21 protein-coding genes and 1 riboswitch are annotated in these 23,312 nt (G+C 66.8%); of the genes, 9 read left to right on the forward strand and 12 right to left on the reverse strand.

The genetic code is table 11. The annotated features are described in order from the left end of the window. Positions 1 to 11 precede the first annotated feature (11 nt). Positions 12 to 126: riboswitch (SAM riboswitch) on the reverse strand. A gap of 247 nt (positions 127 to 373) precedes the next feature. Beyond that, positions 374 to 2,761 (forward strand): OpgC domain-containing protein, encoded by a 2,388-nt coding sequence (gene opgC / locus ACU18_RS13475; protein ID WP_050686414.1) that lies wholly within the window; start codon positions 374 to 376, stop codon positions 2,759 to 2,761. Here the strand turns inward: opgC and ACU18_RS13480 are convergent. After that, entirely contained in the window at positions 2,748 to 3,344 is a 597-nt protein-coding gene (locus tag ACU18_RS13480) for a GNAT family N-acetyltransferase (protein ID WP_050686297.1), read from the reverse strand. The genes opgC and ACU18_RS13480 overlap by 14 nt on opposite strands. A 21-nt stretch (positions 3,345 to 3,365) precedes the next feature. Continuing rightward, the gene (locus tag ACU18_RS13485) at positions 3,366 to 3,620 is read right to left on the reverse strand and encodes a hypothetical protein (protein WP_050686298.1); all 255 of its coding nucleotides are present in this window, start codon (positions 3,618 to 3,620) and stop codon (positions 3,366 to 3,368) included. 227 nt (positions 3,621 to 3,847) lie between these two features. Here ACU18_RS13485 and ACU18_RS13490 point away from each other — a divergent pair, with 227 nt between their 5' ends. Beyond that, complete coding sequence (locus tag ACU18_RS13490) at positions 3,848 to 4,561, forward strand: TetR/AcrR family transcriptional regulator C-terminal domain-containing protein (protein WP_050686299.1); 714 nt, start codon at positions 3,848 to 3,850, stop codon at positions 4,559 to 4,561. Positions 4,562 to 4,573: 12 nt separating this feature from the next. Here the strand turns inward: ACU18_RS13490 and ACU18_RS13495 are convergent, their stop codons facing one another. Then, the gene (locus ACU18_RS13495) at positions 4,574 to 5,503 is read right to left on the reverse strand and encodes an aminodeoxychorismate lyase (protein WP_050686300.1); all 930 of its coding nucleotides are present in this window, start codon (positions 5,501 to 5,503) and stop codon (positions 4,574 to 4,576) included. A 96-nt stretch (positions 5,504 to 5,599) separates the two neighbouring features. On the opposite strand from ACU18_RS13495, the gene cls reads away from it, so the two are divergent. Next, on the forward strand, positions 5,600 to 7,072 hold the full coding sequence (gene cls, locus ACU18_RS13500) for a cardiolipin synthase (RefSeq protein WP_050686417.1): 1,473 nt from the start codon (positions 5,600 to 5,602) through the stop codon (positions 7,070 to 7,072). A gap of 15 nt (positions 7,073 to 7,087) precedes the next feature. Here the strand turns inward: cls and ACU18_RS13505 are convergent, their stop codons facing one another. The 7 genes from ACU18_RS13505 to ACU18_RS13535 all read right to left on the reverse strand — a co-directional run bounded on the left by ACU18_RS13505 (position 7,088) and on the right by ACU18_RS13535 (position 13,254). Beyond that, positions 7,088 to 9,130, reverse strand: coding sequence for a chorismate-binding protein (locus tag ACU18_RS13505; protein ID WP_050686301.1), 2,043 nt, complete (start codon positions 9,128 to 9,130; stop codon positions 7,088 to 7,090). Between the two features lie 16 nt (positions 9,131 to 9,146). Next, a complete protein-coding gene (gene ykgO / locus ACU18_RS13510; RefSeq protein ID WP_011693081.1) occupies positions 9,147 to 9,269 on the reverse strand; it encodes a type B 50S ribosomal protein L36 in 123 nt (40 codons plus the stop codon). A 55-nt stretch (positions 9,270 to 9,324) separates the two neighbouring features. Then, complete coding sequence (locus ACU18_RS13515) at positions 9,325 to 10,407, reverse strand: GTP-binding protein (RefSeq protein ID WP_050686303.1); 1,083 nt, start codon at positions 10,405 to 10,407, stop codon at positions 9,325 to 9,327. A gap of 59 nt (positions 10,408 to 10,466) precedes the next feature. Beyond that, complete coding sequence (locus tag ACU18_RS13520; RefSeq protein WP_050686304.1) at positions 10,467 to 11,000, reverse strand: low molecular weight protein-tyrosine-phosphatase; 534 nt, start codon at positions 10,998 to 11,000, stop codon at positions 10,467 to 10,469. A 140-nt stretch (positions 11,001 to 11,140) separates the two neighbouring features. After that, positions 11,141 to 11,764 carry a LysE family transporter gene (locus ACU18_RS13525; RefSeq protein ID WP_050686305.1) on the reverse strand — a complete coding sequence of 208 codons (624 nt, stop codon included), beginning with the start codon at positions 11,762 to 11,764 and terminating at the stop codon, positions 11,141 to 11,143. 60 nt (positions 11,765 to 11,824) lie between these two features. Further along, positions 11,825 to 12,643 (reverse strand): methyltransferase domain-containing protein, encoded by an 819-nt coding sequence (locus tag ACU18_RS13530; protein ID WP_050686306.1) that lies wholly within the window; start codon positions 12,641 to 12,643, stop codon positions 11,825 to 11,827. Between the two features lie 65 nt (positions 12,644 to 12,708). Next, positions 12,709 to 13,254 (reverse strand): MarR family winged helix-turn-helix transcriptional regulator, encoded by a 546-nt coding sequence (locus ACU18_RS13535; protein WP_050686418.1) that lies wholly within the window; start codon positions 13,252 to 13,254, stop codon positions 12,709 to 12,711. Positions 13,255 to 13,421: 167 nt separating this feature from the next. On the opposite strand from ACU18_RS13535, the gene ACU18_RS13540 reads away from it, so the two are divergent. Next, positions 13,422 to 15,638, forward strand: a complete 2,217-nt coding sequence (locus ACU18_RS13540) for an MMPL family transporter (RefSeq protein WP_050686307.1) — start codon at positions 13,422 to 13,424, stop codon at positions 15,636 to 15,638. 99 nt (positions 15,639 to 15,737) lie between these two features. On the opposite strand, the gene ACU18_RS13545 is transcribed toward ACU18_RS13540, so the two are convergent. Then, on the reverse strand, positions 15,738 to 17,012 hold the full coding sequence (locus ACU18_RS13545) for an MFS transporter (RefSeq protein ID WP_050686309.1): 1,275 nt from the start codon (positions 17,010 to 17,012) through the stop codon (positions 15,738 to 15,740). Between the two features lie 102 nt (positions 17,013 to 17,114). Between ACU18_RS13545 and ACU18_RS13550 the strand changes: the two genes are divergently transcribed. The 5 genes from ACU18_RS13550 (at position 17,115) to ACU18_RS13570 (ending at position 21,836) form a co-directional block, all read left to right on the forward strand. Then, positions 17,115 to 17,438 carry an ArsR/SmtB family transcription factor gene (locus ACU18_RS13550; RefSeq protein ID WP_050686311.1) on the forward strand — a complete coding sequence of 108 codons (324 nt, stop codon included), beginning with the start codon at positions 17,115 to 17,117 and terminating at the stop codon, positions 17,436 to 17,438. Between the two features lie 244 nt (positions 17,439 to 17,682). Continuing rightward, on the forward strand, positions 17,683 to 19,548 hold the full coding sequence (gene dnaK / locus ACU18_RS13555) for a molecular chaperone DnaK (protein WP_050686313.1): 1,866 nt from the start codon (positions 17,683 to 17,685) through the stop codon (positions 19,546 to 19,548). A gap of 2 nt (positions 19,549 to 19,550) precedes the next feature. Continuing rightward, a complete protein-coding gene (locus tag ACU18_RS13560; protein WP_050686315.1) occupies positions 19,551 to 20,219 on the forward strand; it encodes a nucleotide exchange factor GrpE in 669 nt (222 codons plus the stop codon). Between the two features lie 205 nt (positions 20,220 to 20,424). Next, positions 20,425 to 21,399 (forward strand): DnaJ C-terminal domain-containing protein, encoded by a 975-nt coding sequence (locus ACU18_RS13565; protein ID WP_197273582.1) that lies wholly within the window; start codon positions 20,425 to 20,427, stop codon positions 21,397 to 21,399. An 11-nt stretch (positions 21,400 to 21,410) separates the two neighbouring features. After that, a complete protein-coding gene (locus tag ACU18_RS13570) occupies positions 21,411 to 21,836 on the forward strand; it encodes a heat shock protein transcriptional repressor HspR (RefSeq protein WP_050686319.1) in 426 nt (141 codons plus the stop codon). 51 nt (positions 21,837 to 21,887) lie between these two features. Here ACU18_RS13570 and ACU18_RS13575 read toward each other — a convergent pair whose 3' ends face one another. Next, on the reverse strand, positions 21,888 to 23,297 hold the full coding sequence (locus tag ACU18_RS13575; RefSeq protein WP_050686320.1) for an aldehyde dehydrogenase family protein: 1,410 nt from the start codon (positions 23,295 to 23,297) through the stop codon (positions 21,888 to 21,890). Between the last annotated feature and the right edge of the window lie 15 nt (positions 23,298 to 23,312).

Genomic DNA, 23,312 nt, shown 5'->3' on the forward strand with positions numbered 1-23,312 from the left:
CGGATCTCCTTCTCTCACGCTTGCAGCTCGAATGGTCGATATGCCGAGTATTCACCTGAGGCACCCCGCCGCGGAAGGGAGGGTTGCCGACCGGCCAGTCAGGGCTTAGTGCCGGTACTCATTACTCCCCAAAAACGTAACACTTGCCGCCCGGTGCCGCACGGCCGCCGTCGTCATGTTCCGTAACCGAGCCGCGCCGGGCACGGGGTCCTGGCGCGGCGGCCGGACCGATAAGGTTTGCATGGGGGCGCCGCCCCGACAGCTGGCTTCAGACCGGGGGGTTCCCATCAGCAATCGATCAGCCGCGCGGAGTGGCGGCACTGCCGTGCCCGGCACCCGGATTTTCCGCGCCTGTGCTGCCCTGCTGGCAGCGATGATGATGACAGTGCTGGCCATCGGGCTGCCGGCCGGGGCGGCACACGCTGCTGCGCCGGTTCCGGACGACCGCGGGCCCCTCCTTGGCGCCGTCCTGGAATGGGGCGAAGATACCGCCGCAGGTTTCGCGGACCGGCTGGGTGCACGGCCCGCAGTCCTGGGTCACGACATTGACTTTCCGTACCGGGATGCGGAGCGTAACGACCTCAAGGGCTTCCTGTACCAGGCGTCCGCCCAGGGCGCGCATGCCATGCTCACCGTCCGGCCCACCGTCCCGCTGGACCAGGTGGATTCAGGCTCTGCTGCCGCCTTCGCGGCGGAGGTGCGCACGCTCGCCGGCGGGTTCAAGGGCAAGCTCCTGATCCGGTTCGCGCCCGACATGAATTCCAGCTGGGTGGAGTGGGGCCAGCAACCGGCAGCGTACCGGGAGGCGTTCCGGACGCTCGCCGGCAAATTCCGGGCGTCCGACGGCGGCGCCCTGATGGTGTGGGCCCCTTTCCTTGGCAAGGACTACCCGTTCGAGCGGAGCAGGGCAGCCCCCGGTCCCGGAAGCGACGGGTTCAGCCTGCTGGACAGCAACGGGGACGGCAGTTGGAACGGTGCCGACAGCCCCTACGGGCCGTATTATCCGGGCGATGATTCCGTTGATTGGGTGGGCCTGAGTGCCTACCATGACGACACCTCGGGCGGGGCCGCCGTCAACTCCCTGCCCCGCGCTGGTGAGTTGCGGGAAATGCTGACATCGGCCGGCGGTGAGGACTTCTACGGCACGTATGCAGCCGGCAAGGACAAGCCGTTCCTGCTCCAGACCGCCGCCTTCTACAGCCCGGCGTCGGGAGGTGCCGCAGAGGCCGACATCAAAGTGAACTGGTGGGACCAGGTAGTGGGCACCATGACGTCGGCGGAATTCGCCCGGACCGCCGCCGTTGTGTGGGATGAGCGGACCAGCACCAGGGACACCGGGGTCGCCAGCATTAACTGGCTGCTGACGGGGAAACCGGACATTGCTGCAGCTGCCTCGGAGCGGCTCAAAAAATCCCCTGTGGTGACCGGGCCGGTGACGGAGGTGTCCACGGACGGCAGTTATTCGCATCCCAACACGTTGTCCGGCGTTGCCGCGTGGAGTGTTGGAGCGGCTTTGCTGATCCTCCTTGCCGCGCTGTGGCAGATTCCCGGACGGATCAACAACGCTTCCTCCTGGGCCTATGCGGATCCGTCCAAGCGTGACTCCCGCGTGGATCTGCTGCGCGGCATGGCGATCGTCTTTGTTGTGGTCAACCACCTGGGCATGACATCCCTCTTCCAGCTTTTTACCCAGGAAGCGGTGGGATTCGTCTCGGGAGCCGAATTGTTTGTCCTGTTCTCCGGCCTGGTGGTGGGCATGGTCTACGGGCCGCGCGTCAAGGACGACTTCGGCCGCGTGCTGGAGTTGACGTCGCGCCGCGCAGGCAAGCTGTACATGACGGCACTTGTGGTGCTGATCGGTGTCTTCCTGCTTTCGCTGCTGCCGGTTTTCCGTTCCGAGGTGCTGACCACGTTCGTGGACCAGGGAACGGGTGGAGCCGGCCATGGCGGTGCGGGCCGCACCTACGACCTTTACGCCGGCATGGGCTCCCTGCTGCAGTTCCCCGTACCGCCGGGGATCCTGCCCGCGATCCTGCTGCTGCAGTTCGGGCCGTGGCAGTTCAACGTGATGGGCCTCTACGTGGTGCTGCTGCTCGCCAGCCCCCTGATCCTTGCCGCGCTGGGCCGGGGCAAAGGGCTGTATGTGCTGGGTGCATCGATTGCTGCCTACGCCGCCGGCGCAACCACCCGTTTCCGGCTGCTCCCCTCGCAGTTCGAGGATTCATTCCCCCTGCTGGTATGGCAGGTGTTGTTTGTGATCGGGCTGGTGGCGGGGTACCACCGGCACCGCATCATTGCCTGGTTCTCGGCCCGGGTTTGGGTGGTGGCTGCCTGTACCGTCCTGGCCGTTGTCTTCGCGTTCCTGTCCTGGGGCAACCCGTACCTGGCCAATGGCTTCGACGTCCGGCTCGCCGTCATCCCGGACGCCACCTACCGCATCATGTACGACCTGTTTTTCGGCCGCACCTACCTGGCACCCGGCAGGCTGCTGAACGTGCTGGTCCTGGTGGTGGCGGCCTACGCGTTCCTGACGGCGTATTGGAAGCCGGTGCAGCGGACACTGGGGTGGTTCCTGATTCCGTTGGGCCAGGCAACCCTGTATGTGTTCATCATGCATGTGGTGCTGATTGCCGTGGTGGCCAACATTCCGGCCCTGCTGCAGGAGAACGTCCTGCTGAATACAGCGGCCTACGCCGTGCTCCTGGGGCTGCTGTGGGTCATGGTCAGGACCAGGTTCCTTTACCGGATCATTCCCACGTAGGCCCGGTCCGCAGGCCGCTGACCGCCTGGGGCAGAATTACCTGATGCAGCAGATGGTCCTGCCATTTGCCCGCGATCTTGAGGTAGTTGGGAGCCAGCCCGATCTCCTGGAATCCGGTGCGGTCCAGGATGCGACGGGATGCTGCATTGTGGACCAGCGTGGCGGCCTGGACGCGGTGCAGTCCCAGTTCCGCGCCGGCATAACCGAGCATGTAACGCACACCGGCCGTGGCAATGCCCCGGCCGGTGAGGTCGCGGTCCACCCAGTACCCGAGATTGGCGCTCAGGAACGGCCCCCGGACGATCCCTGTCAGGGTGATGGCGCCGACTATCCGGTCCCCGTGAAGTTCTGAGCCCCGTTGGTCGGTGTCGACCAGGACCCACGGCACCTCGGTTCCCGCGGACAGGTGCGCCCGTTTGGCGTGGATGATGTCCAGCTGGTGGGAGGCAGTGAAGAACGGGTCGAGCCGTTCCGGTTCCCAGGGTGCGAGGTGCCCCCGGTTGCGGAGATAGGCAGCTGACATTGCCCCGGCGTCGGTGGCAGCAAGCAGCCGGATCCCGACGCCGGGAGCAATCCCAGTCATTGAACCGTCCAGTGGGTGCTCCTAGACCAGGCCCGGGTAGCTGGCCATGATGTAGTCCGTCGCGGCGGGGCCCTTCATGCGCAGGCCGTTCCGGCCGGAGCCCACCCTGGCCTTCATGGCAGTCCAGAAATTGGATTCGGGGCCTGGTGCCTGCTGGTTGATGAAGCACCAGCTGGTGTACAGCCCGTACAGGCGGTCCCGGTCGAGGCTGGTTTCGTTGACTGTGTCGACGTGGGTGGCTTCGTGGAGAAAAAGGTCAAACTGCGAATGTGCCATGATGGCGTCCCTTCGCTCAGTGCGTGGCGCCGCCGTTCGGCTACAGCAGCCATAACCGGCGCCATGCACGGGGCGCCGGAGGGTTGATGCGGGCAACTTCGGTTGTTGCGGCCCTGAGCGGCGCTAATGCTCCATCTACAATGTAGACTTTACCTGTAGACCAGGAATCGGGCAAGCGCCCGGCAATTTGCCGGGAGGCAGCACAGCTCCGGTCCGGAACGGAATCCATGACTTCCCCGAGCGCAACCACCGAAGGCGGCCGGTCCCGCAAGGCAAGGCTGAGCAAAGAGGTGGTGCTCGCCAAGGCCCTTGAACTGGTGGACGCCGACGGCCTCGAATCGCTCACCATGCGGCGCCTGGGACAGGAGCTGGGGCGGGACCCGATGAGCCTTTACCGCTACGCCGAAAACCGGGCCGCACTGCTTGACGGGGTATCGGAACTGGTGCTGAACGAGCTGCCGGTCCATGCCGATGACCCGAACTGGAAAGGCCAGCTGAGGCTGATCGCCCACAGCTTGCGCCTCATTGCGTTGGAGCATCCCAACGTGGTCCCGCTCCTGGTCACGCGGCCTCTGTCCACCCCGCTGGGTCTCCGGCCGTTGGGGACCCTTCGCCCCCTGGAACAGATCCTGGCACTTCTCATTGAGGCCGGGTTCCAGCCACCGGATGCGCTGCACGTGTACCGCGCCTATTACGGCTTCCTGTATGGCCACATCCTCAATGAGCTCCAGGAGTTTGTGGTGGATCCGGAGGAGAATGAGGCCCTCCTGCGGCTGGGCCTGCACCGGCTCCCGGCCAAGGACTTCCCCCGCCTCCGGGCGCTGGCCCCTGCTCTCGCTGACTACGACGGGTACGCCGAACTGGACCAGGGCCTGACCATCCTGCTCTCGGGCCTGGAGTCCCAGCTGTTGAAGCAGGAAGCGGCGCCGACGCCCGTTTAAGGCCCGCCGGTCTTATTCGATGCCGGCAAACAGCAGGTTCAGTTCGTCCGACAGTTCCTTCCGCAGCGCAGGAGTGCCGATTTCCTGGCCATCGATGCGGTTGACCGGGGCGAGCAGGCGCACGCTGGAAATCAACCACACCGCGTCCGCATCCAACAGGTCGCGCGGCTCCAGCGGGCCGTAGCCGAGCTCCCAGCCGGCGGCCTTCGCGGCGATAAAGAGGGCGCCCTGCGAGGTGCCCGGCAGGATGCCGCTGTCCAGTTGAGGTGTGATCAGGCGTTTGACGGTGGTTCCGTCCGCGGACTTTTCCACATGCGCCAACAGCACCGTGGACGTGGGTCCCTCCAGGACGCGACCATCGGAGGAGTGGAAAATAACGTCGTCGGCACCCTGCTTGTGCGCGTGGCGCAGGGCGGCCATGTTGACGGCGTAGGAGAGCGTTTTGGCGCCCAACAGCAGCCAGGGCGCCCTTTCCCCCACTTCACTGTCGTAACCCCTGTCCAGGAGGATCACGTCGATGCCGGTTTCCCGTTGCCGCCGGCCCAGCTCACCTACCGGTGATACCTGGACCCAAGCGGTGGGCGCCACTGCCCCGTCCACACCGCGGGTCACCACCAGCTTGACCGCCAGTTCGTCTGCTGCCGGCGCGGCCGGCGGATGCTGGACGTGATGTTGGCCCAGCCCGGCCGCGATCGCGCGCCGCCACTGGTCCTCGCCCGGCACGTCCAGGTCCAGCGCTTCGGCGGAGCCGGCCAGCCGGTCCAGGTGGGCCTGGATCTTGCGGACCTTGCCATCCACGGCCAGCATGGTCTCGAAGATCCCGTCGCCGCGGGTGGCGCCCTGATCGGTGACCATCAGCTGGGGCTGCGACGCGTCTGCCAGGCGGCCGTCAGGAGCATCAGGGTCGAGAAAAACGAGAACCACGGGCGAAGGAGAGGTCATGGCTCCAGCTTAGTGCGGCGTTGCCCGGATAAGCTGGGCTGACGCCGTGGCCGGAATCCGTCCGCCGGGCGCTCATTCTCCGGGGGTCTGCTCGTGTTGTGGCCGTTTTCGCTTGCCGGTACCGCTCCGGGGTGGGTGGTGACCCTCCTGGCCGTGGCGGACCTTGTGATCAGGGTGCTGGCCATCGGCATCATTCCCGGCAACAGGCGGCCCACCACCGCCATGGCCTGGCTGCTGGGCATCTTCTTTGTGCCGTTCCTCGGCATTGTCCTATTCCTGCTGTTCGGCAATTTCCGGCTCTCCAGCCGCCGCCGCGAACAGCAGCAGCAGGTCAACGACAGGGTCCGGTCCGGGATATCCTCCCTGGCAGCCGCCGAAAGCGAGTACCACGGCCCCGAGTGGGTGAAGTCCGCCGGTGAACTGAACCACAGGCTGGGTTCGCTGCCCATGGTGGACGGCAACTCCGTGGAGCTTATCCCCGGCTACCCGGACTCGATCCTGGCCATGACCGAAGCCGTGCGGAAAGCGAAGAAGTTCGTCAACGCCGAGTTCTACATCATGAGTTCGGACCACATCACCAACGACCTCCTCACGGCCCTCGAGGAGGCCGCAGAGCGCGGCGTCGAGGTCAGGGTCCTGTTCGACCACATCGGCACCCTCCGGGTTCCCGGCTACCGCAACCTGCTGAAGCGGCTGAGGGCGGGCAAAATCCAGTGGAAGCGGATGCTTCCGTTGCTGCCCATCCACGGCCAGTGGCGCCGGCCGGACCTCCGGAACCACCGCAAGATCATGGTGATCGACGGCGAAATCGCCTTCTCCGGGTCGCAGAACCTGATCGAGCCCTCCTACAACAACGCGCGGCACCGCCGGGCCGGACGCGAGTGGGTGGAGCTGATGGCGTGCCTGCAGGGCCCCATCGTGACCACCCTGAACGTCGTTTTCGCCACGGACTGGCTCAGCGAGACGGACGAGTCGCTGGAGGACCAGCTGCAGTTGCCGGCCAACACCGCACCGGGCAACGTCACGGCACAGGTTGTTCCCAGCGGTCCCGGGTTCATCACCGAGAACAACCTGCGGCTCTTCAACACCCTTATCTACTCGGCCCAGCAGCGGATTTCCATCTGCAGTCCGTACTTTGTTCCCGACGATTCCCTGCTCTATGCCATCACCACCGCAGCGCAGCGGGGCGTGGAGGTGGAACTCTTTGTCTCCGAGAAGGGCGACCAGTTCCTTGTCCACCATGCCCAGCGGTCCTACTATGAGGCGCTGCTGGAGGCAGGAGTGCGCATCTACCTGTACAAGGCGCCTTTTGTCCTGCACGCAAAGCACTTCACGATCGACGACGAAGTGGCGGTGCTGGGCTCCAGCAACATGGACATGAGGTCCTTCTCGCTGAACCTTGAAGTCTCGGTCATGCTGATGGGCGCCGACATCGTCACCAAGATGCGGGCAGTGGAAAACACCTACCGCGGCATTTCCCACGAGCTGAAGCTTGCCGACTGGCTCAACCGGCCGCTGGCCGCCCGCTACGTGGATAACGTGGCCAGGCTGACGGCGACAGTCCAATAGCAGCGGTCCGTCCGCCTAGGGGTCCGGAAAGTGCGCGCCCAGCGTGGACAGGACGCCGTAGGCTTTGGTCCGGATTTCCTGGTACTCGTCCTCAGGATCGGAATCCGACGTGATGGCGCCGCCGATGCCCAGGCCCAGTTCCATGGCGCCGCCGGGGCCGGCGCTGATCACCAGGGTCCGGATGGTCACGGCCAGGTCAGTGGCCCCGTTGAGCGAAAAATAGCCGATGGCGCCGGAGTACAGCCCCCGGGGCCCGGTCTCGAGCCGGTCGAGGATGGCCATGGTACTGATTTTCGGGGCGCCCGTCATGGAACCGGCCGGAAAGCAGGCCGCCACTGCTTCGGCGCGGGAGGAACCGGGCAGCAGCCGGGCGTCGATGGTACTCACCATCTGGTGGACGGTGGCGTAGCTTTCGATGGCGCACAGTCGGCTGACGGTGACGGAACCGGGGACGGCAAAGTGGCTCAGGTCGTTCCGCAAGAGGTCAACAATCATGATGTTTTCCGCCCGGTCCTTGGGCGAGGACGCCAGGTCCGCCTGCAGCGCCCCGTCCTCGGCGGCGTCGGCACCCCGGCGGCGGGTGCCCTTGATCGGTTCGGCGCGCATCCCGCCGTCGGCCGCGATTTTCAGGAAACGCTCGGGCGAGGTGCTGGCCACCGTCAGGCCGCCGAACCGCAGGTAGCTGGCAAACGGTGCCGGGTTGCGGTGCCGCAGGTCCAGGTAGGTGGACCACGGGTCCAGTGTCCCGGCCGGCACCGAGGCTTCCAGCGCCGTGGTCAGGCAGACCTCGTAGGAGTTGCCGTCCGCGATCTGGTCCTTGGCGGCATCGACCTTGCCCCGGTATGCGGCAGCCGAATCGCGGCTCCGGAAGGACGGCGCAGGGCGGCTGCCGGCAGTGGGGCGTCCGACGGCGGTGCTGCCGCCGTCCGCCGCCGGCACGGCAGCCACGGTGGTCCTTGCCGTGTGCAGCCAGTGCCGGGCGTCCGGGGCCTCCAGTGCCAGCAGCCAGACCGTGCCTTCTTCGTGGTCAATGACCACTGCGCGACCGGCAAAAATCAGGGCTGCATCGGGGGTGGCCGCGGACAGGTCTGAACCGCCGGTTTCGCGTTTCAGCTCAAAGCCCAGGCAGCCCAGCCAGCCCAGGGCAAACTGGGCCGGATAGCCGTCCGGTGTCCGTACCGCCCGGCGCCCCCACACGGTGTGCAGCCAGCGGAAAAACGGCCCGGGTACGGTGGCTGCCGCTGAGCCGGTGCTGATCAGGCTGGTGCCGGATTGGTGCGTGACGAATTGGCCGAACGTCCCGCCGTCGTCCGCCATGATGCTGAAGCGGTTGCGTTCCGGAACAGCGGTGGCTGAATTCGAGGAGTCGAGCCAAACAGCGTTGGGTGATTCGGAATACAGGGCACGGAAAAGGGCGGGCGCGTCCGGCAGGCCCTCAAGCCGTTCCGTGAGCAGCTGCAGGCCCCGCCGCGCCGAAAGTTCGGGGGCCAGCACCGGGGCAAGGGCTGGGAGGTAGGGCAGGAGCTGCAGCACGTGCTCCGGGGCCGACGTGCCTGCGGAATTGTTGACCCGAATGCCCGCCTGGTGCGGCGCATCGTCCGTGGCAAGCCACTCATCCTCCTGGGCAGCCCACTGGTCCCAGAAGGGTTCATACGTGGCCCCATCGCGGTCCATGGCGCGGGATTTGCGAAGCCCGGGAGGTGCTTCCGCCCAGATGGCGGCGCTCAGGAAGGGCCGGGCAGCGGCAGCTGCCGCACCTACCCCTTCCACAATCACGATTTCCGCCGGAAGCGTTACCTGGGTTCCACCGTCGTAATGGTTTTCCCAGTCCCAGCTGGTCCACGTTGCTGCCTCGCCGCGGGCCAGGGGAGTGAGCACTGTGGCCACGTACCGTTCGATTCCCGCCGCGAGCCCGTTCCACCCGGGGTAGATGTCCTCCAGGTGGAACAGGGAAACCCTGTGATGGGCCCGCAGCCTGGCCGCCAGTTCCACGGCCAGCGTTGTCTTCCCTGCGCCGGAGCGCCCGTCGATGGCGATGATGACGGGGGCTGGGCTCATGGACTGAAGCGTACCGCTAACCCTGGCGGGCTTTCATCCGGGGGTTCTTTTTATTGATCACAAACGTCCTGCCGCGGCGCCGGACAATCTGGGCGCCCGGGATCTTCTTCAAAGCCCGCAGCGAATTCCGTACTTTCATGGTGTTCTCCTTGTTCCATTGGGTGGGTGGCGTTGGGGGCGACGCTGCCGGCGCCTTACGTGGCCGGCGTCAGCCCGAATGGGTCCGGCAGGCGGTGCCCTGCTGCCAGTTCCCTGTCGGTGAGCTCGCAGTCCTTCAGGAGCCGCGAGATTTCGGCGGGGTCCAGGTCCTCGCCTGTCGCGGCGATGAACGAGTCCGGCGCTGTGGCCGGGACGCCCGCAGCCGCTCCGTGGCTGTCCGAGGGCCAGGCGCCGGCGTTTTCCAGCCAGACCCGGGGTCCGATGCCCTGGAGGGTGATCCGGCAGCCCGGCGCCGATGCCACGTTGAACTGGCCCCGGAGGACGCAGCAGCCCGCCGCCAGGGTTCCCAGGGCCAGGCGGAACCTGCCCGGATGCAGTTCCCTGTCCAGGCGGTGGACGACAGTGGTGAACGGGGACGCGGCGCCAGGCCGGGCCCGCCCGGCCTGTGCCGGGGCGGTGCCCGGTTCGCACCGGGCCGCGGACGCCCCGTAGTGGAACCGGCCACGCCTTAGGTCCGCGCCGGCCGCCGCGATGTGTGCGTGCGGCGCCAGCGCCTGGACCAGGTGCAGGCCGCGCTCCTGGCCGGCCGGATGTGCGGGCATGATGTCCGGCTGGGCAGGGAGGATGGTGTCGGCAAAGTCCAGTTCCCCCACCATAAACTCGCCGGGTGTGCGTTCATCTCCCGGCGCGGGGGTGAAGCCCGATTCGAAGAGCGTGTGGGCATCCCAGAGGTGGTCCTCCATGGCATCCGGAGCGCAGGCCAGAATGACGGACCCCACCAGGGCAGGCCGGCCCAGGCCCCGGTTAAGGGCGGCGATTGCAGTCGCTGCCGGCAGGGCCGGGGGCAGCCCGATGATGATGGGCCGTGCGTTGGCGGCAAGCAGTTCCTCCACCGCGGGTACCAGGTCCAGCCGCACGGCGCAGCTGAGGCAACTGTGTTCCAGTATGGTTTCCGTGCGGTCCCGGCGCCCTGCGGCGTCGACGGTCCTGCGGATCACCAGGCCCTCGTCCAGCAGGTCCTGGACCACCACCACGCTGCCGGGATGTGCTGCTGCCGCGGCCTCGCATGCCTGCTGCCGGCAGAGGGCGTCGAGAGAGCTGATGACGAGAATGTCCATGCCCGCAGTTTAGATGAGAATCATTCTCATTTGCAAATACAAGGGGAAGGGGAGTCCCCTCAGTGGTTGCTGAGCTGCGGGTCCCTAGCCACGGCGTTTTTGAGGTGCCTCAGGAGTCCCGGAAGGGCTGTGTGGATCTGATGCCACACCGCATCAAAATCCGCGCGCCCGCCGTACCAGGGGTCCTCGATGCCCTGGTCCAGCAGGTCGTGTCCCGCCATTGCGGGATCGAAGCTCCGGAGCATCCGGATCTTCCGCAACGCATCACCGTCCGGGGCGGCCTCGCTCAGCCAGGCGTAGTGGTCGATGTCCAGCGCCAGGATGAGATCGCGTTCGCGGAACCATGCCTGGTCCCACGCGCGGGCAACGTGCTGGCCTGAGCTGAGTTGGGTATCCGCCAGGCGGCGGGCGGCGCGGGGGTCGATGGGCCGGCCGGCTTCGTAGCCGGTGGTTCCCGCGGAATCCACCTCCACCAGCCCCTCGAGCCCTTCGCGTTCCAACGCTGCGCCCAGCATGATCTGGGCCATGGGCGACCGGCAGATATTGCCAGTGCAGACGGCGATGACGCGGTATGGGCTCGACGGTGAGTTCATTGCTCTAGCATGCGCGCTGGGACGCCAGTTGGCCAGAGGTGCGTTCATAAAGGTTTACGGGCTTGTAAACTCCTGTGAATTTCCGTCATATCCGTCGTTGCGGGCAACGTCGGGCAACGCGGACAGTGCGGGCGCGAAGGTCAGTGGATCAGGGCCAGCAGGATTCCCACGGCAATGAACAGGGTGCCAAAGACCTTGCTCAGCACCAACTGGCCCCGCGGCGTTTGGGTGAACCGCTGGAAAGACCGTGCGGCGGCCGCAAAGAAGAACCACATCACCAGGATGTCGATGACCACCACGGTGGCCGTCAGGACCGCGTACTGCACAAGCAGGGGTTCGTCCGTGCGGATGAACTGGGGCATAAACGCGAGGAAAAAGACGATGGCCTTGGGGTTCAACAGGTTGACCCAGAGGCCGCGGCGGAAAATCGACCACGCCGGCTCGTTGCGCAGCGCGGCCGCCTCCTGCTTTGCAGGGTCCGGCTTGCTGAGGAACTGCCGGATCCCCAGGTACACCAGATATGCGGCACCGGCGTAGCGGATCACGTTGAAGGCGACGGGCGAACTGGAGACCAGGACCCCCACTCCCAGCGCAACAATCGCCACGTGGATCACCAGTGCCAGCTGCTGTCCCAGGATGCCCCAGATTGATCGCACAAAGCCGGCGCTCAGGGAATTGCTCATCGTGTTGATGGCGCCTGCTCCCGGCGTGAAGCTGATCAGGACGCCGGCGCCGGCCAGGGCCAGCCAAAGGGAGAATTGCACCAGACAATACTAGTGCCCCCAGGGCGCCGCTGCTGAGGCGGGTGGGGGCTTGGGGCCGGATCAGGCCCGGGCGATGACCTCGCCGTTGGGGATCAGGAACCAGCCGTCGTCGGTGGAACCCCAGCGGTGCCAGCCGGCGGAGATCCGGGCCAGGTCGGCGGGGTTGGCGAAGTCGTACTCCAGGGCCTGCTCAGCGAAGGCCGAATGCAGGACGCGTTCGCCCCAGACCCGCGCCTGCCACCGGCGCTGCTGCCCGGTGGCGTACAGCCAGTTGCTGCTGGTGGGTGCAACGTCGGTGAACCCGGCGGACTGCGCCCACGAGACCAGGCGCCGGCCGGCATCGGGCTCGGCGCCGTTGCGCCGGGCGATGCGCTGGTACAGCTCCATCCATTCGTCCAGTTCGGGGATGGCGGGGTACCAGCTCATGCCGTGGAAGTCGGCGTCGCGCACAGCGACGATGCCGCCGGGCTTGGCCACGCGGCGCATTTCCCGCAGTGCTTCGACCGGGTCCGTCAGGTGCTGCAGGACCTGGTGCGCGTGGACGACGTCGAACACGCCATCCTCGAACTCGAGGTCGTAGATATTACCGGCCACAAAATCCACGTTCTCCACGCCGCGCTCCACGACCAGGGACTGCGCCTGGCGGATGATGTCCGGCGAGCGGTCCAGCCCCGTCACTGCGCCCGGAGCCACCAGGGCGGCGAAGTCGCAGGTGATGCTGCCCGGCCCGCAGCCCACGTCCAGCAGCGTGGTCCCCGGCGGAAGGTGGGGCAGGACAAACGCCGCGGAATTCTCGGCCGTCCTGGCGGCGTGGGCGCGGACCACCGATTCGTGGTGGCCATGCGAGTAGATATCTTCCTGGGGCTGTTCCGCACTCATAGCCAAACGCTACCCCCAGGGGCAGGGATCCGTGCCGCAAACGTGCCGGTGCAAGGGTCCGCGGCTCAGCCAGGCCGGCGGGCGTCGGCGGAATGCACTTCCCGGGCCGAGATGGTGGCCTCCACCATGGCCGTCATGAACCGGGTCACGGTGTCCAGTTCGGCTGGCGAAAACCCTGCCATGGCGCCGTTCATAAAGCGGGACAGGGGCGCGAAGATGGCCCCGCCGTCCTCGAAGGCCTTGGGGGTCATTTTGAGTTGAACCTGCCGGCGGTCCGCGCTGTGCCGCTCCCGGACCACGTGGCCGGAGTGGTCCAGCCGGTCGATCAGGGCGGTGGTGGCCGGTGAGCTCAGGTGCAGCTCCTTCCGCAACAGCCCGGGCGTGACGGTATTGCCCTTCGCGGTGTGGCGCATGATCACCGCCAGCGCGTTCAGGTCCGTGCGGTGCATGTCCTGGCGTCCGCCGGCAGCATCCACGTACCGGTTGGCTTCAAGGGTGAACTCCTGCAGGAGCCGGATCAGCGGGTGCGGTCCGCCGCCCTGGCCCTGGCCCGAGCCGGAGGCCGGGCCGGGCAGTGGCGCAGGGTCTGCGGAGGGAGTGTTGCCGTCCATGTCCACCATCTCCTTTCCGGTGTCGGATTGCGCCAGCCGTACTGACGGATATTACTTCACCAAGCCGGGAGCCCCGCTCACTTGCAGAAAAGCTTGACTGGCACTTATCTCTATCATGGAGATAGTCTATTCTGGAATCAATAGTACGCCCAAGCCCGGAAGGCATCATGAAAAATCACATCCCAGGAACGGAACGCGTCCCGTTCTGGCTTCGCTGGCTGGTCCCCGTCCTCCTGGTGCTGACGTGGCTCGCGGTGGCCGGCGTCGGCGGGCCCACGTTCGGCCGGCTGGATGAGGTCTCCTCCAATGACCAGGCCTCTTTCCTCCCCGCCAGCGCCGAGGCCACCGCCGCCCAGGAGTGGCAGTCAAAATTCCGGGACTCGGATGAGGTCCCCGGCATCATCGTGATCGAAAACGCAGATCCCATGACCCCGGCCCAGCTGGGTGAAATGGCGGAACTGAAGACCCGGCTGGCTGAGCTCAAGCTGGGCAGCGCCGTCATCGGCCCGATCCCCTCCGAAGACGGCCGGGCGGTGCAGTTTGTGGCACCCATCGATTCCTCCGGTGAGCTCAAGGAGGCAGTGAAGGAGCTCCGGGACACCGTGGCTGAAGCCGCCCCGGACGGCATGCAGACCTACGTCACGGGCCCGGCAGGCCTGGCGGCGGACCTCACCGCCGCCTTCGCCGGAATTGACGGCATCCTCCTGCTGGTGGCCCTGGGCGCCGTGTTTGTGATCCTCCTGATCGTCTACCGGTCCCTGCTGCTGCCCATCGTGGTGCTGCTGACCTCGGTCTTCGCATTGTGCGCCGCCATCCTGCTGGTCTTCGGCATGGCAAAGGCCGGTTGGATCCAGCTGAACGGGCAAAGCCAGGGCATCCTGTCCATCCTGGTCATCGGCGCCGCCACGGACTACGCGCTGCTGTTTGTGGCGCGGTTCCGTGAGGCGCTGACCCACACCACCAACCGGACGGCGGCAGTCCTCAAGGCCTGGAAGGCATCCTTCGAGCCCATCCTCGCCTCCGGCGCCACGGTGATCATTGCCCTGCTGTGCCTGTTGTTCTCGGACCTGAACTCCAACAAGGCGCTGGGTCCCGTGGCCGCAGCCGGCATCCTCTGCTCGCTCTTTGCGGCGCTCACCCTGCTGCCGGCGCTGATGGCGCTGTTTGGCCGGGCCGCCTTCTGGCCCTTCCGCCCCAAGCTGGTCCCCGCAGGAGAGCGCGAGCCGGAGCTTGTGACCGGATTGGAAGGCCAAAAGGGCCTCTGGCGCGCCACAGGCTCCCTGGTTTCCCGGCGGCCACGCATCATCTGGGTAGGTTCGGTGCTCCTGCTGGTGCTGGCCGCAGGTGGCCTGCTGCAGCTCAAGGCCAACGGCGTGCCGCAAACGGACGTTATCCTCACCGCATCCAATGCCGTTGACGGCCAGGACGCGCTGGCTCGGCACTTCGACGCAGGCAGCGGCAGCCCCGCCGTCGTGGTGGCGGACGAAAGCAAGGCCGCGGACGTCCTCGACACCGTAAAATCGGCCGACGGCGTAGGGGAGGCCTATCTGCTGGCTCCCGGCAGTGTGCCCATCACCGGCGCCCCGGGGACTCCCGCGGACCCGGACGTCCGCGACGGCAAGGTGCTGATCAACGCAACGCTGAACTCCGCGGCGGACTCGCTGGAGGCAGAGGAAGCAGTCAAGGAGCTCCGCACCAATGTCAGGGACGTGGACCCGGGTGCGCTGGTGGGTGGTGTCACGGCCACTGCACTGGACACCAACACCACCGCCCAGCGCGACCTGGTGATCATCATCCCCGTGGTCCTGGTGGTGATCCTCTTCATCCTGATGCTGCTGCTGCGATCCGTGGTGGCGCCGGTCCTGCTGGTGCTTTCGGTGGTGCTGTCCTACGCCGCGGCCATGGGCGTTTCGGCGCTTGTTTTCAACAACATCTTCGGGTTCTCCGGAGCCGACGCCACCGTGCCGCTGTTCGGCTTTGTGTTCCTGGTGGCCCTGGGTGTTGACTACAACATCTTCCTGATGAGCCGGGTCCGCGAGGAGTCCCTCAAGCACGGCACCCGTCCGGGAATCCTGCGTGGCCTGGGCGTCACCGGCGGCGTCATCACATCCGCGGGTGTGGTCCTGGCCGCAACGTTTGCGGCTCTGGGTGTCATTCCCATCATGTTCCTGGTGCAGCTTGCCTTCATCGTGGCATTCGGTGTCCTGCTGGACACGGTGCTGGTGCGCTCGCTGCTGGTCCCGGCCCTGGCCTACGACCTTGGCGCAAAGATCTGGTGGCCCAGCAAGCTGGGCCGCGGCCTTCCCGCCGGCCCCGCCCAGCAGGCCCAGCACATTCCGAAGCATTCCGCTGAGGAGGAGCCCGCCGCCGAGGCGGCCCGCTGAGTTCCCGGGCTTCGTTCCAAAAGTTGCTGCCGCCACCGGTCACCGGTGGCGGCAGCGTCGTTTCCCGCGCGAGCCCGGGCTGGCCTGAAGGCGACCCGTTTACCGGCCGGCGTCGGCCCCAACCGTGACGGCGGCCCGGCCGGCTGTTCCGTCGGCGCTGCTGTCCTGCCGGTCCGGATCGCCGGCGCGTGCGCGGCTGATGGCCGCGAACGCCGCCAGGATCGTGACGATCCCGCCGTAGAGGTAGGTGGTGGTGGGCAGTGACAGGACGGGTGCCAGCAGGCCGGCCAGGACGGCGGGAATGCCGAACGCCGTGTAGGCCACCACAAACAGGGACGCGAACGTGCCGGCCCGTTCGTGGTCCTCCACCAGCGGGCTGATGGAACGGATGACGCCCATAAAGGCCGTGCCGAAGCCCGCGCCGGCCACCACAACGGTGGCGAGGAAGATAGGAAACGAGTTCAAGCCCAGGGCAACCATGCTCAGGGCAGTGCCTGCCGCCAAAGCCGTGGTGCCGAAAATGGTGATGGTGCGTGCGGGGAAATGGTGCAGGACGGCCGCTGCGATGGAGCCGGTGCCGGCGAGGGTGGTGATAACAATGCCCTGCCACACGTGTTCCTGGATCCCGAAGGTGGTGTGCACAATCGCGGCGCCCAGCGAGAGGTAGAGTCCGCCGGTGGCCCAGCCGGCGAAGACGGCGGGAGTGCCGCTGACAAAGGCGCCCCGGGCTGCGGCCGGAATGGTGATGTGCGGCCTGAGCGAGGCTGCCCAGCCGGATGTACGCGGCGAGGTCTCCGGGACTGCCCAGACCAGGGCTGCAAACACAACGTAGAGGCCTGACAGCGAAATGAACACCAGGGCACGGGGTTCGGCCAGCAGGTCCAGGAGCAGACCCGATGCGAGGGCGCCCAGGGCGAGGCCGCCCAGAGGCGCCACCGTGTTCCACGCTGCACCGGCGCCGGGTTTGTCCTCCGGCTCCAGGTCGGCAATGGCCGCCGAGAGGGTGGTCAGCAGCACCCCGCTGGCGATGCCCTGCAGCACCCTCGCCACCAGCAGCATGGCCAGCGAATCCGCCAGGAGGAATGCGGTGACACTGGCAGCCAGCAGGATGAAGGCAACACTGATGACCGGGCGCCGGCCCAGGTGGTCCGAGATGGACCCAAACACCAGCAGGGCGGCCAGCAGGGCAACGGCATACACGGCGAAAACGCCTGTGGTGGCAACCGGCAGCAGGTGCAGCTGCTCCTGGAGCGTGGGGTAGAACGGCGAGGGTGCACTGGCGCCCGCCATCATGGCTGCCGTGGCAGCGGCGACCAGGCCGAAGCCCAGCCGCCTGCGTGCCTGGGGACGACCGTTTCCGGGGACGGGACTCACAACCGGCCACCTTCCTGTTTGCCCTCAAAGGAGCGTTGGTTCGAAAAGACTCGAAGTGTCAGCGTACTGGCATCACCGCGAAGGTTCAACTAATATCGAACCGTGGCGACAACGGCGAACCTTCCGCACCCCGACCGGGCAGGCCTCCTGCTGCCGGGAGTGCTGTTTGCCCTGAGCGATCCCGATCGCCTGGACATCGTCCGCCAGCTCCGCTCCGGCCCGCTGGACATGGCCGACTGCTCGCTGAGTAATCCGGACATGCCCAAGTCCACCAAGTCGCATCTGATGAAGGTGCTCCGCGAGGCCGGCGTCATCCGCAACGAGGCCAACGGCCGCGGCCGCCGTTTGACCCTGCGGTCCGAGGACCTGGAGGCCCGCTTTCCCGGCCTCTTGGCCGCCGTCCTGGACGCCCCCGCCGCCGGTTGACCACCAGGGCAGCCCGGCGCAACGTTCTCCGATAGCGAACGGAAGGGCCGCCGTCGTCCGTTCCGGCTGCCTGGAAACTGCGGATTTCCGGACCCCTGCCGGCGTCGAATGGCACCTTCCTCGCCAAGGTTGAGTGCACCTCACTCAACTTTCGATTGACAACTTTCCGTCCATGAGTAAAGTTGAGTGCAGAACGCTCAATGATCGGGCGCCATCCAGTTTCCAAGAAAGAAGGAAGCAACACATGTCACGTGCAGTAGGTATCGACCTCGGAACAACCAACTCCGTCGTCTCCGTTCTCGAAGGTGGCGAGCCCACCGTTATTGCCAACGCCGAGGGTGGCCGCACCACGCCGTCCGTCGTTGCATTCTCCAAGTCCGGCGAAGTCCTGGTCGGCGAGATCGCCAAGCGCCAGGCCGTCAACAACATCGACCGCACCATCGCCTCCGTCAAGCGCCACATGGGCACCGACTGGACCGTTGCCATCGATGACAAGAAGTACACCCCGCAGGAAATCTCCGCGCGTACGCTGATGAAGCTGAAGAACGACGCCGAGTCCTACCTGGGCGAAAAGGTCACCGACGCCGTCATCACCGTCCCGGCCTACTTCAACGACGCCGAGCGCCAGGCCACCAAGGAAGCCGGCGAGATCGCGGGCCTGAACGTCCTGCGCATCGTCAACGAGCCCACCGCAGCAGCCCTGGCGTACGGCCTGGACAAGGGCAAGGAAGACGAACTCATCCTGGTCTTCGACCTCGGCGGCGGAACGTTCGACGTCTCCCTCCTCGAAGTCGGCAAGGACGAAGACAACTTCTCCACCATCCAGGTCCGCTCCACGGCCGGCGACAACCGCCTCGGCGGCGACGACTGGGACCAGCGCGTTGTTGACTACCTGCTGAACCAGCTCAAGGTCAAGGGCATCGACCTGTCCAAGGACAAGATCGCCCTCCAGCGCCTCCGCGAAGCTGCCGAGCAGGCCAAGAAGGAACTCTCCTCCTCCTCCAGCACCAACGTCTCCCTGCAGTACCTTTCGGTCACCGCAGACGGCCCCGTGCACCTGGACGAGCAGCTCACCCGCGCCAAGTTCCAGGACCTCACCAAGGACCTGCTGGAGCGCACCAAGAAGCCGTTCCACGACGTCATCAAGGAAGCCGGCATCAAGCTTTCCGACATCGACCACATCGTCCTGGTGGGCGGCTCCACCCGTATGCCCGCCGTCTCCGAACTGGTCAAGGAACTGGCCGGCGGCAAGGAGCCCAACAAGGGCGTCAACCCGGATGAGGTTGTGGCCGTTGGCGCAGCCCTCCAGGCCGGTGTGCTGAAGGGTGAGCGCAAGGACGTCCTCCTCATCGACGTCACCCCGCTGTCGCTGGGCATCGAAACCAAGGGCGGCGTCATGACGCACCTGATCGAGCGCAACACCGCGATCCCCACCAAGCGGTCCGAGACCTTCACCACGGCCGACGACAACCAGCCGTCCGTGGCCATCCAGGTCTTCCAGGGCGAGCGTGAGTTCACCCGGGACAACAAGCCGCTGGGCACGTTCGAGCTGACCGGCATCGCACCGGCTCCGCGCGGCGTCCCGCAGGTCGAGGTCACCTTCGACATCGACGCCAACGGCATCGTCCACGTGTCTGCCAAGGACAAGGGCACCGGCAAGGAACAGTCCATGACCATCACGGGCGGCTCCAGCCTCTCCAAGGAAGACATTGACCGCATGGTCAAGGACGCCGAGGAGCACGCAGCAGAGGACAAGGCGCGCCGCGAGGCCACCGACACCCGCAACACTGCCGAGCAGCTGGCTTACTCCGTGGACAAGCTGATCGCGGACAACGCCGATAAGCTGCCCGAAGAGGTCAAGACCGAGGTCCAGGCCGACGTCGACGACCTCAAAAAGGCCCTCGAAGGCACCGACGACGCAGCCGTGAAGACTGCCTTCGAGAAGCTGCAGGCTTCCCAGGGCAAGCTCGGCGAGGCCATCTACGCCCAGCCCGGTGCCGCTGATGGCGCCCCCGGCGCTGAAGGCGCTGACGGTGCCGCCGGTGACAAGGCTGCCGACGAGGACATCGTCGACGCCGAGATCATCGACGAAGACGAAGCGAAGAAGTAGCCATGCCGCACCACGGTAACGAGGAAGAGCACAACTCATCCGCGGGACACGAAGGCAAGGGACCCGAGCCGGTCATCCGGGACAACCGCAAGGTTGATCCGGAAACCGGTGAGGCCCGGCACCCCGAAGGTGCACAGGCCGGCGGCGCTGAGCCCGCAGCAGCGGACTCAGAAGGCGACGCCCTGTCCCAGGCCGAGGAGATCCTCAACGGCATTGAAGTGCCGGCAGAGGAATCCGTGGCCCAGGGCGCAGGCACCGCTGAGGCGGCCGAGCTGAAGAACGACCTCCTCCGCCTGCAGGCCGAGTACGTCAACTACCGCAAGCGCGTTGAACGCGACCGCGCCGTGGCAGGGGAAATGGCCGTCATCGGCGTCCTGAACTCCCTGCTTCCGGTCCTGGATGACGTCGACGCCGCCCGCCAGCACGGTGACCTGACCGACGGCCCCTTCGCCGCGATCGCCACCAAGCTGGAGAACGCGCTGAAGACCTACGGCCTGGTCCGCATCGATGAGACAGGCGTGGAGTTCGATCCCACGATCCACGAAGCCCTCATCCAGCAGCCCGGCGAAGACATCGAGGTTGACACCGTCAGCCAGGTGCTCCGTTCAGGCTACAAGTCTGGCGAACGCGTCCTCCGGGCCGCACAGGTCATCGTCGCAGTTCCGGCCTGATCCTCACCTCGGCGCCGGACGGATGAGGGGCCCCGCCCCTTCGCGTGGAGGCAAAGTCCTCACGGACTTTGCCTCCACGCTCCGGCAGGCCCGATGCCACTCCCGGGCCCCTCATCCGTCCGGCGCCTAAGCGGCAATCTCGCCTAAGGTGAGGTGACCGCGTAGAGCGTCGGTACAACTGAGAAGTACGAGAAAGGAAACGCCATTGGCTAGCCAGGATTGGGTGGACAAGGACTTTTACGCGATCCTTGGTATCGCCAAGGACGCTTCCGACGCCGACATCAAGAAGGCGTACCGGAAACTTGCCCGCCAGCACCACCCGGATACTAACTCGGGGGACGCTGCTTCGGAGAAGAAGTTCAAGGACATCTCCGAGGCCTACTCGGTGCTGTCGGATCCGGATGAGCGCCAGCAGTATGACGCCATCCGGGCCATGGGCGGCGGCGCACGCTTCGCCCCCGGCGGGACCGGCGGCGGCAACGGCGGGTTCGAGGACATGTTCGGTGGCCTGTTCACCGGCAACACCGGCCGGCATGCGGGCGGGTTCAACCCGTCATCCGGCGGCATTCCGCCCGAGTTCGCTGACCTTTTTGGTGGCGGCTTCGGCGGCGGCGCAGGTTTCCAGCGCCCGCCTGCCAAGGGCGCGGACCGGACCGCAACCACCAGCATTTCATTCTCCGGCGCCATCCGGGGGACCACCATCGGCCTGCGGGAGCCGAACGGCGAGGTCATCGACGTGCGGGTCCCCGCCGGCATCAAGGACGGCCAAAAGATCCGCGTCCGCGGCAAGGGCCAGCCCGGCGCGGCAGGCAACGGCGACCTTATGGTGGCCGTGTCCGTGAAGCCGCACGACTTCTACACCCGCGACGGCGACAACCTCCGTATCCACGTCCCCGTCACCTTCCCCGAAGCCGCGCTGGGCGCCGACATCGAAGTACCCACTGTTGACGGCGAAAAGGTGCGCGTCCGCGTGCCGGCGGGAACGCCGTCGGGCCGTACCCTGCGGGTCAAGGGCAAAGGTGTGGCAACGGCGAAGGCTGCCGGCGACCTGCTGGTGACCATCGACGTCGCCGTTCCCAAAAACCTGAGCAAGGAAGCCGAGGCCGCCGTCAAGGCGTTTGCCGAAGCCACCGCCGGTGCTGACGTCCGGGAAGGCCTGGCCGCGAAGGCCCGGCTCTAGGAGCGCGTGCCATGGACATCAGCGCTGACCAGCCCATCTTTGTGATCTCCGTGGCGGCCGAGCTGGCGGACATGCACCCCCAAACGCTGCGCCAGTACGACCGGATGGGCATCGTTTCGCCCAGCCGCGCCCCCGGCAAGTCCCGGCGCTATTCGCAGCGGGACATTAACATGCTGCGGGAGGTGCAGCGGCTCTCCCAGGAGGGTGTCTCCCTGGAGGGCATCAAACGTATCCTGGAGCTGGAGAACCAGGTAGCGGCACTGCAGCACCGGGTGACCGAACTGGCAGGGGAGCTGGCCCGCCGGCCGCAGTCCTTCGACTCGCGCATCTTCGCCGCGGGCGCCGCCGGTGACGTGGTCAGCCTGGCCCGCGGGCAGCGGCCCAGGCCGCGGACCCAGGCCATGGTGCTGTGGCGGCCGCGGGCCATCGGCCAGTAGCCCGCCCGGCCCGTAGCCGGCCCGCGGCACGCCGGGGCCGCGGACACCGGCTCAGCCGTTGATGACCTGCGGCACGCCGAGGGCTTTGAGGCCCTCCACCCCGAACTCCAGTCCGTAACCGGACTGCTTCGCGCCGCCGAACGGGATGCGCGGGTCCACGGCGCCGTGCCTGTTGATCCACACCGTGCCGGCCTGGATCCGGGCGGCGACGGCCCGGGCCGCCTGCAGGTCCGGGGACCATACGGAGGCACCGAGGCCCACGTCCAGGGCGTTTGCCTTGGCCACTGCCTCGTCCACGGTGCTGTATTTGATGATCGGAAGTGCGGGGCCGAACTGTTCCTCCGCCACCAGCGGGTTGTTGTTGTCGATGTCCGCCACCAGCGTGGTGGGGTAGAAATAGCCGGGCTGGTCCGCTGCCGGGTCGCCGCCCAGCAGGATCCGCGCCCCTGAGGCCCGGGCATCCTCCACCAGGCCGGCGACGATGGTGTACTGCGCCTTGTTCTGCAGCGGTCCCAGCACGTTCGACTCATCCAGCCCGTTGCCCATCGGCATGGCTTTGGCTACGGCGGTGAGTTCCTCGCAGACGGCGTCGTAAATGTCCTCGTGGACGTACAGCCGCTTCAGCGCGGCGCAGGTCTGGCCGGTGTTGATGAAGGCACCCCAGAAAAGGTCCTGGGCGATGGCCTTGGGGTCGGCGTCCGGCAGCACAATGCCGGCGTCGTTGCCGCCCAGTTCCAGCGTGAGGCGTTTGACGGTGTCCGCCGAGGACCGGATGATGGCTTTTCCGGTGGCGGTGGAGCCGGTGAACATGATCTTGCCGATATCGGGGTGTCCGGCCAGCCGCGCCCCCACCTCGCGGCCGCCGCTGACTACGGTGACCAGGCCCTCGGGCAGTTCCTCGTTGATGACTTTCACCAGCGCCAGGACACTCAGGGGTGTGTATTCGGAGGGCTTGACCACCACGGCATTGCCCATCCGCAGGGCGGGGGCGATCTGCCACACGGTGATCATCATGGGCCAGTTCCAGGGGCCGATGGCGCCCACCACCCCGATGGGCCGGTACTGCAGCTCGGCGCGGGTTTCGCCGTCGTCCAGCAGGGTCTCGGCAGGCAGGGGGGTTCCGGCCGCTGTCCGCAGCCACGCGGCGCAGGCGCCCACCTCGAACCTGGCATTGGGTCCGTTGAGCGGTTTCCCTTGTTCGCGGGACAGCAGCCGGGCCAGTTCCTCTGCGGAACGTTCGACGGCGTCGGCTGCTTTGAGGAGCGCCGCGGACCGGGCGTCGTGGCCCAGGGCAGCCCAGGCCGGCTGTGCTGCGCGGGCTGCGGCCACTGCGGCGTCCAGCTGTTCAACGGTGTGCTCGGGCGCCTCTCCCACGGCAGCCCCCGTGGCCGGGTCATGGATGGTGCGGGTGGGCCCGCGGCCGGGGGCGATGGAAGCAAGCAGCGCATCATAGGTTTCCACGGGGTACTCCACCTC

Origin of the sequence: Arthrobacter sp. ZBG10, assembly GCF_001238605.1 — a bacterium.
Classification (GTDB): Bacteria; Actinomycetota; Actinomycetes; order Actinomycetales; family Micrococcaceae; genus Arthrobacter.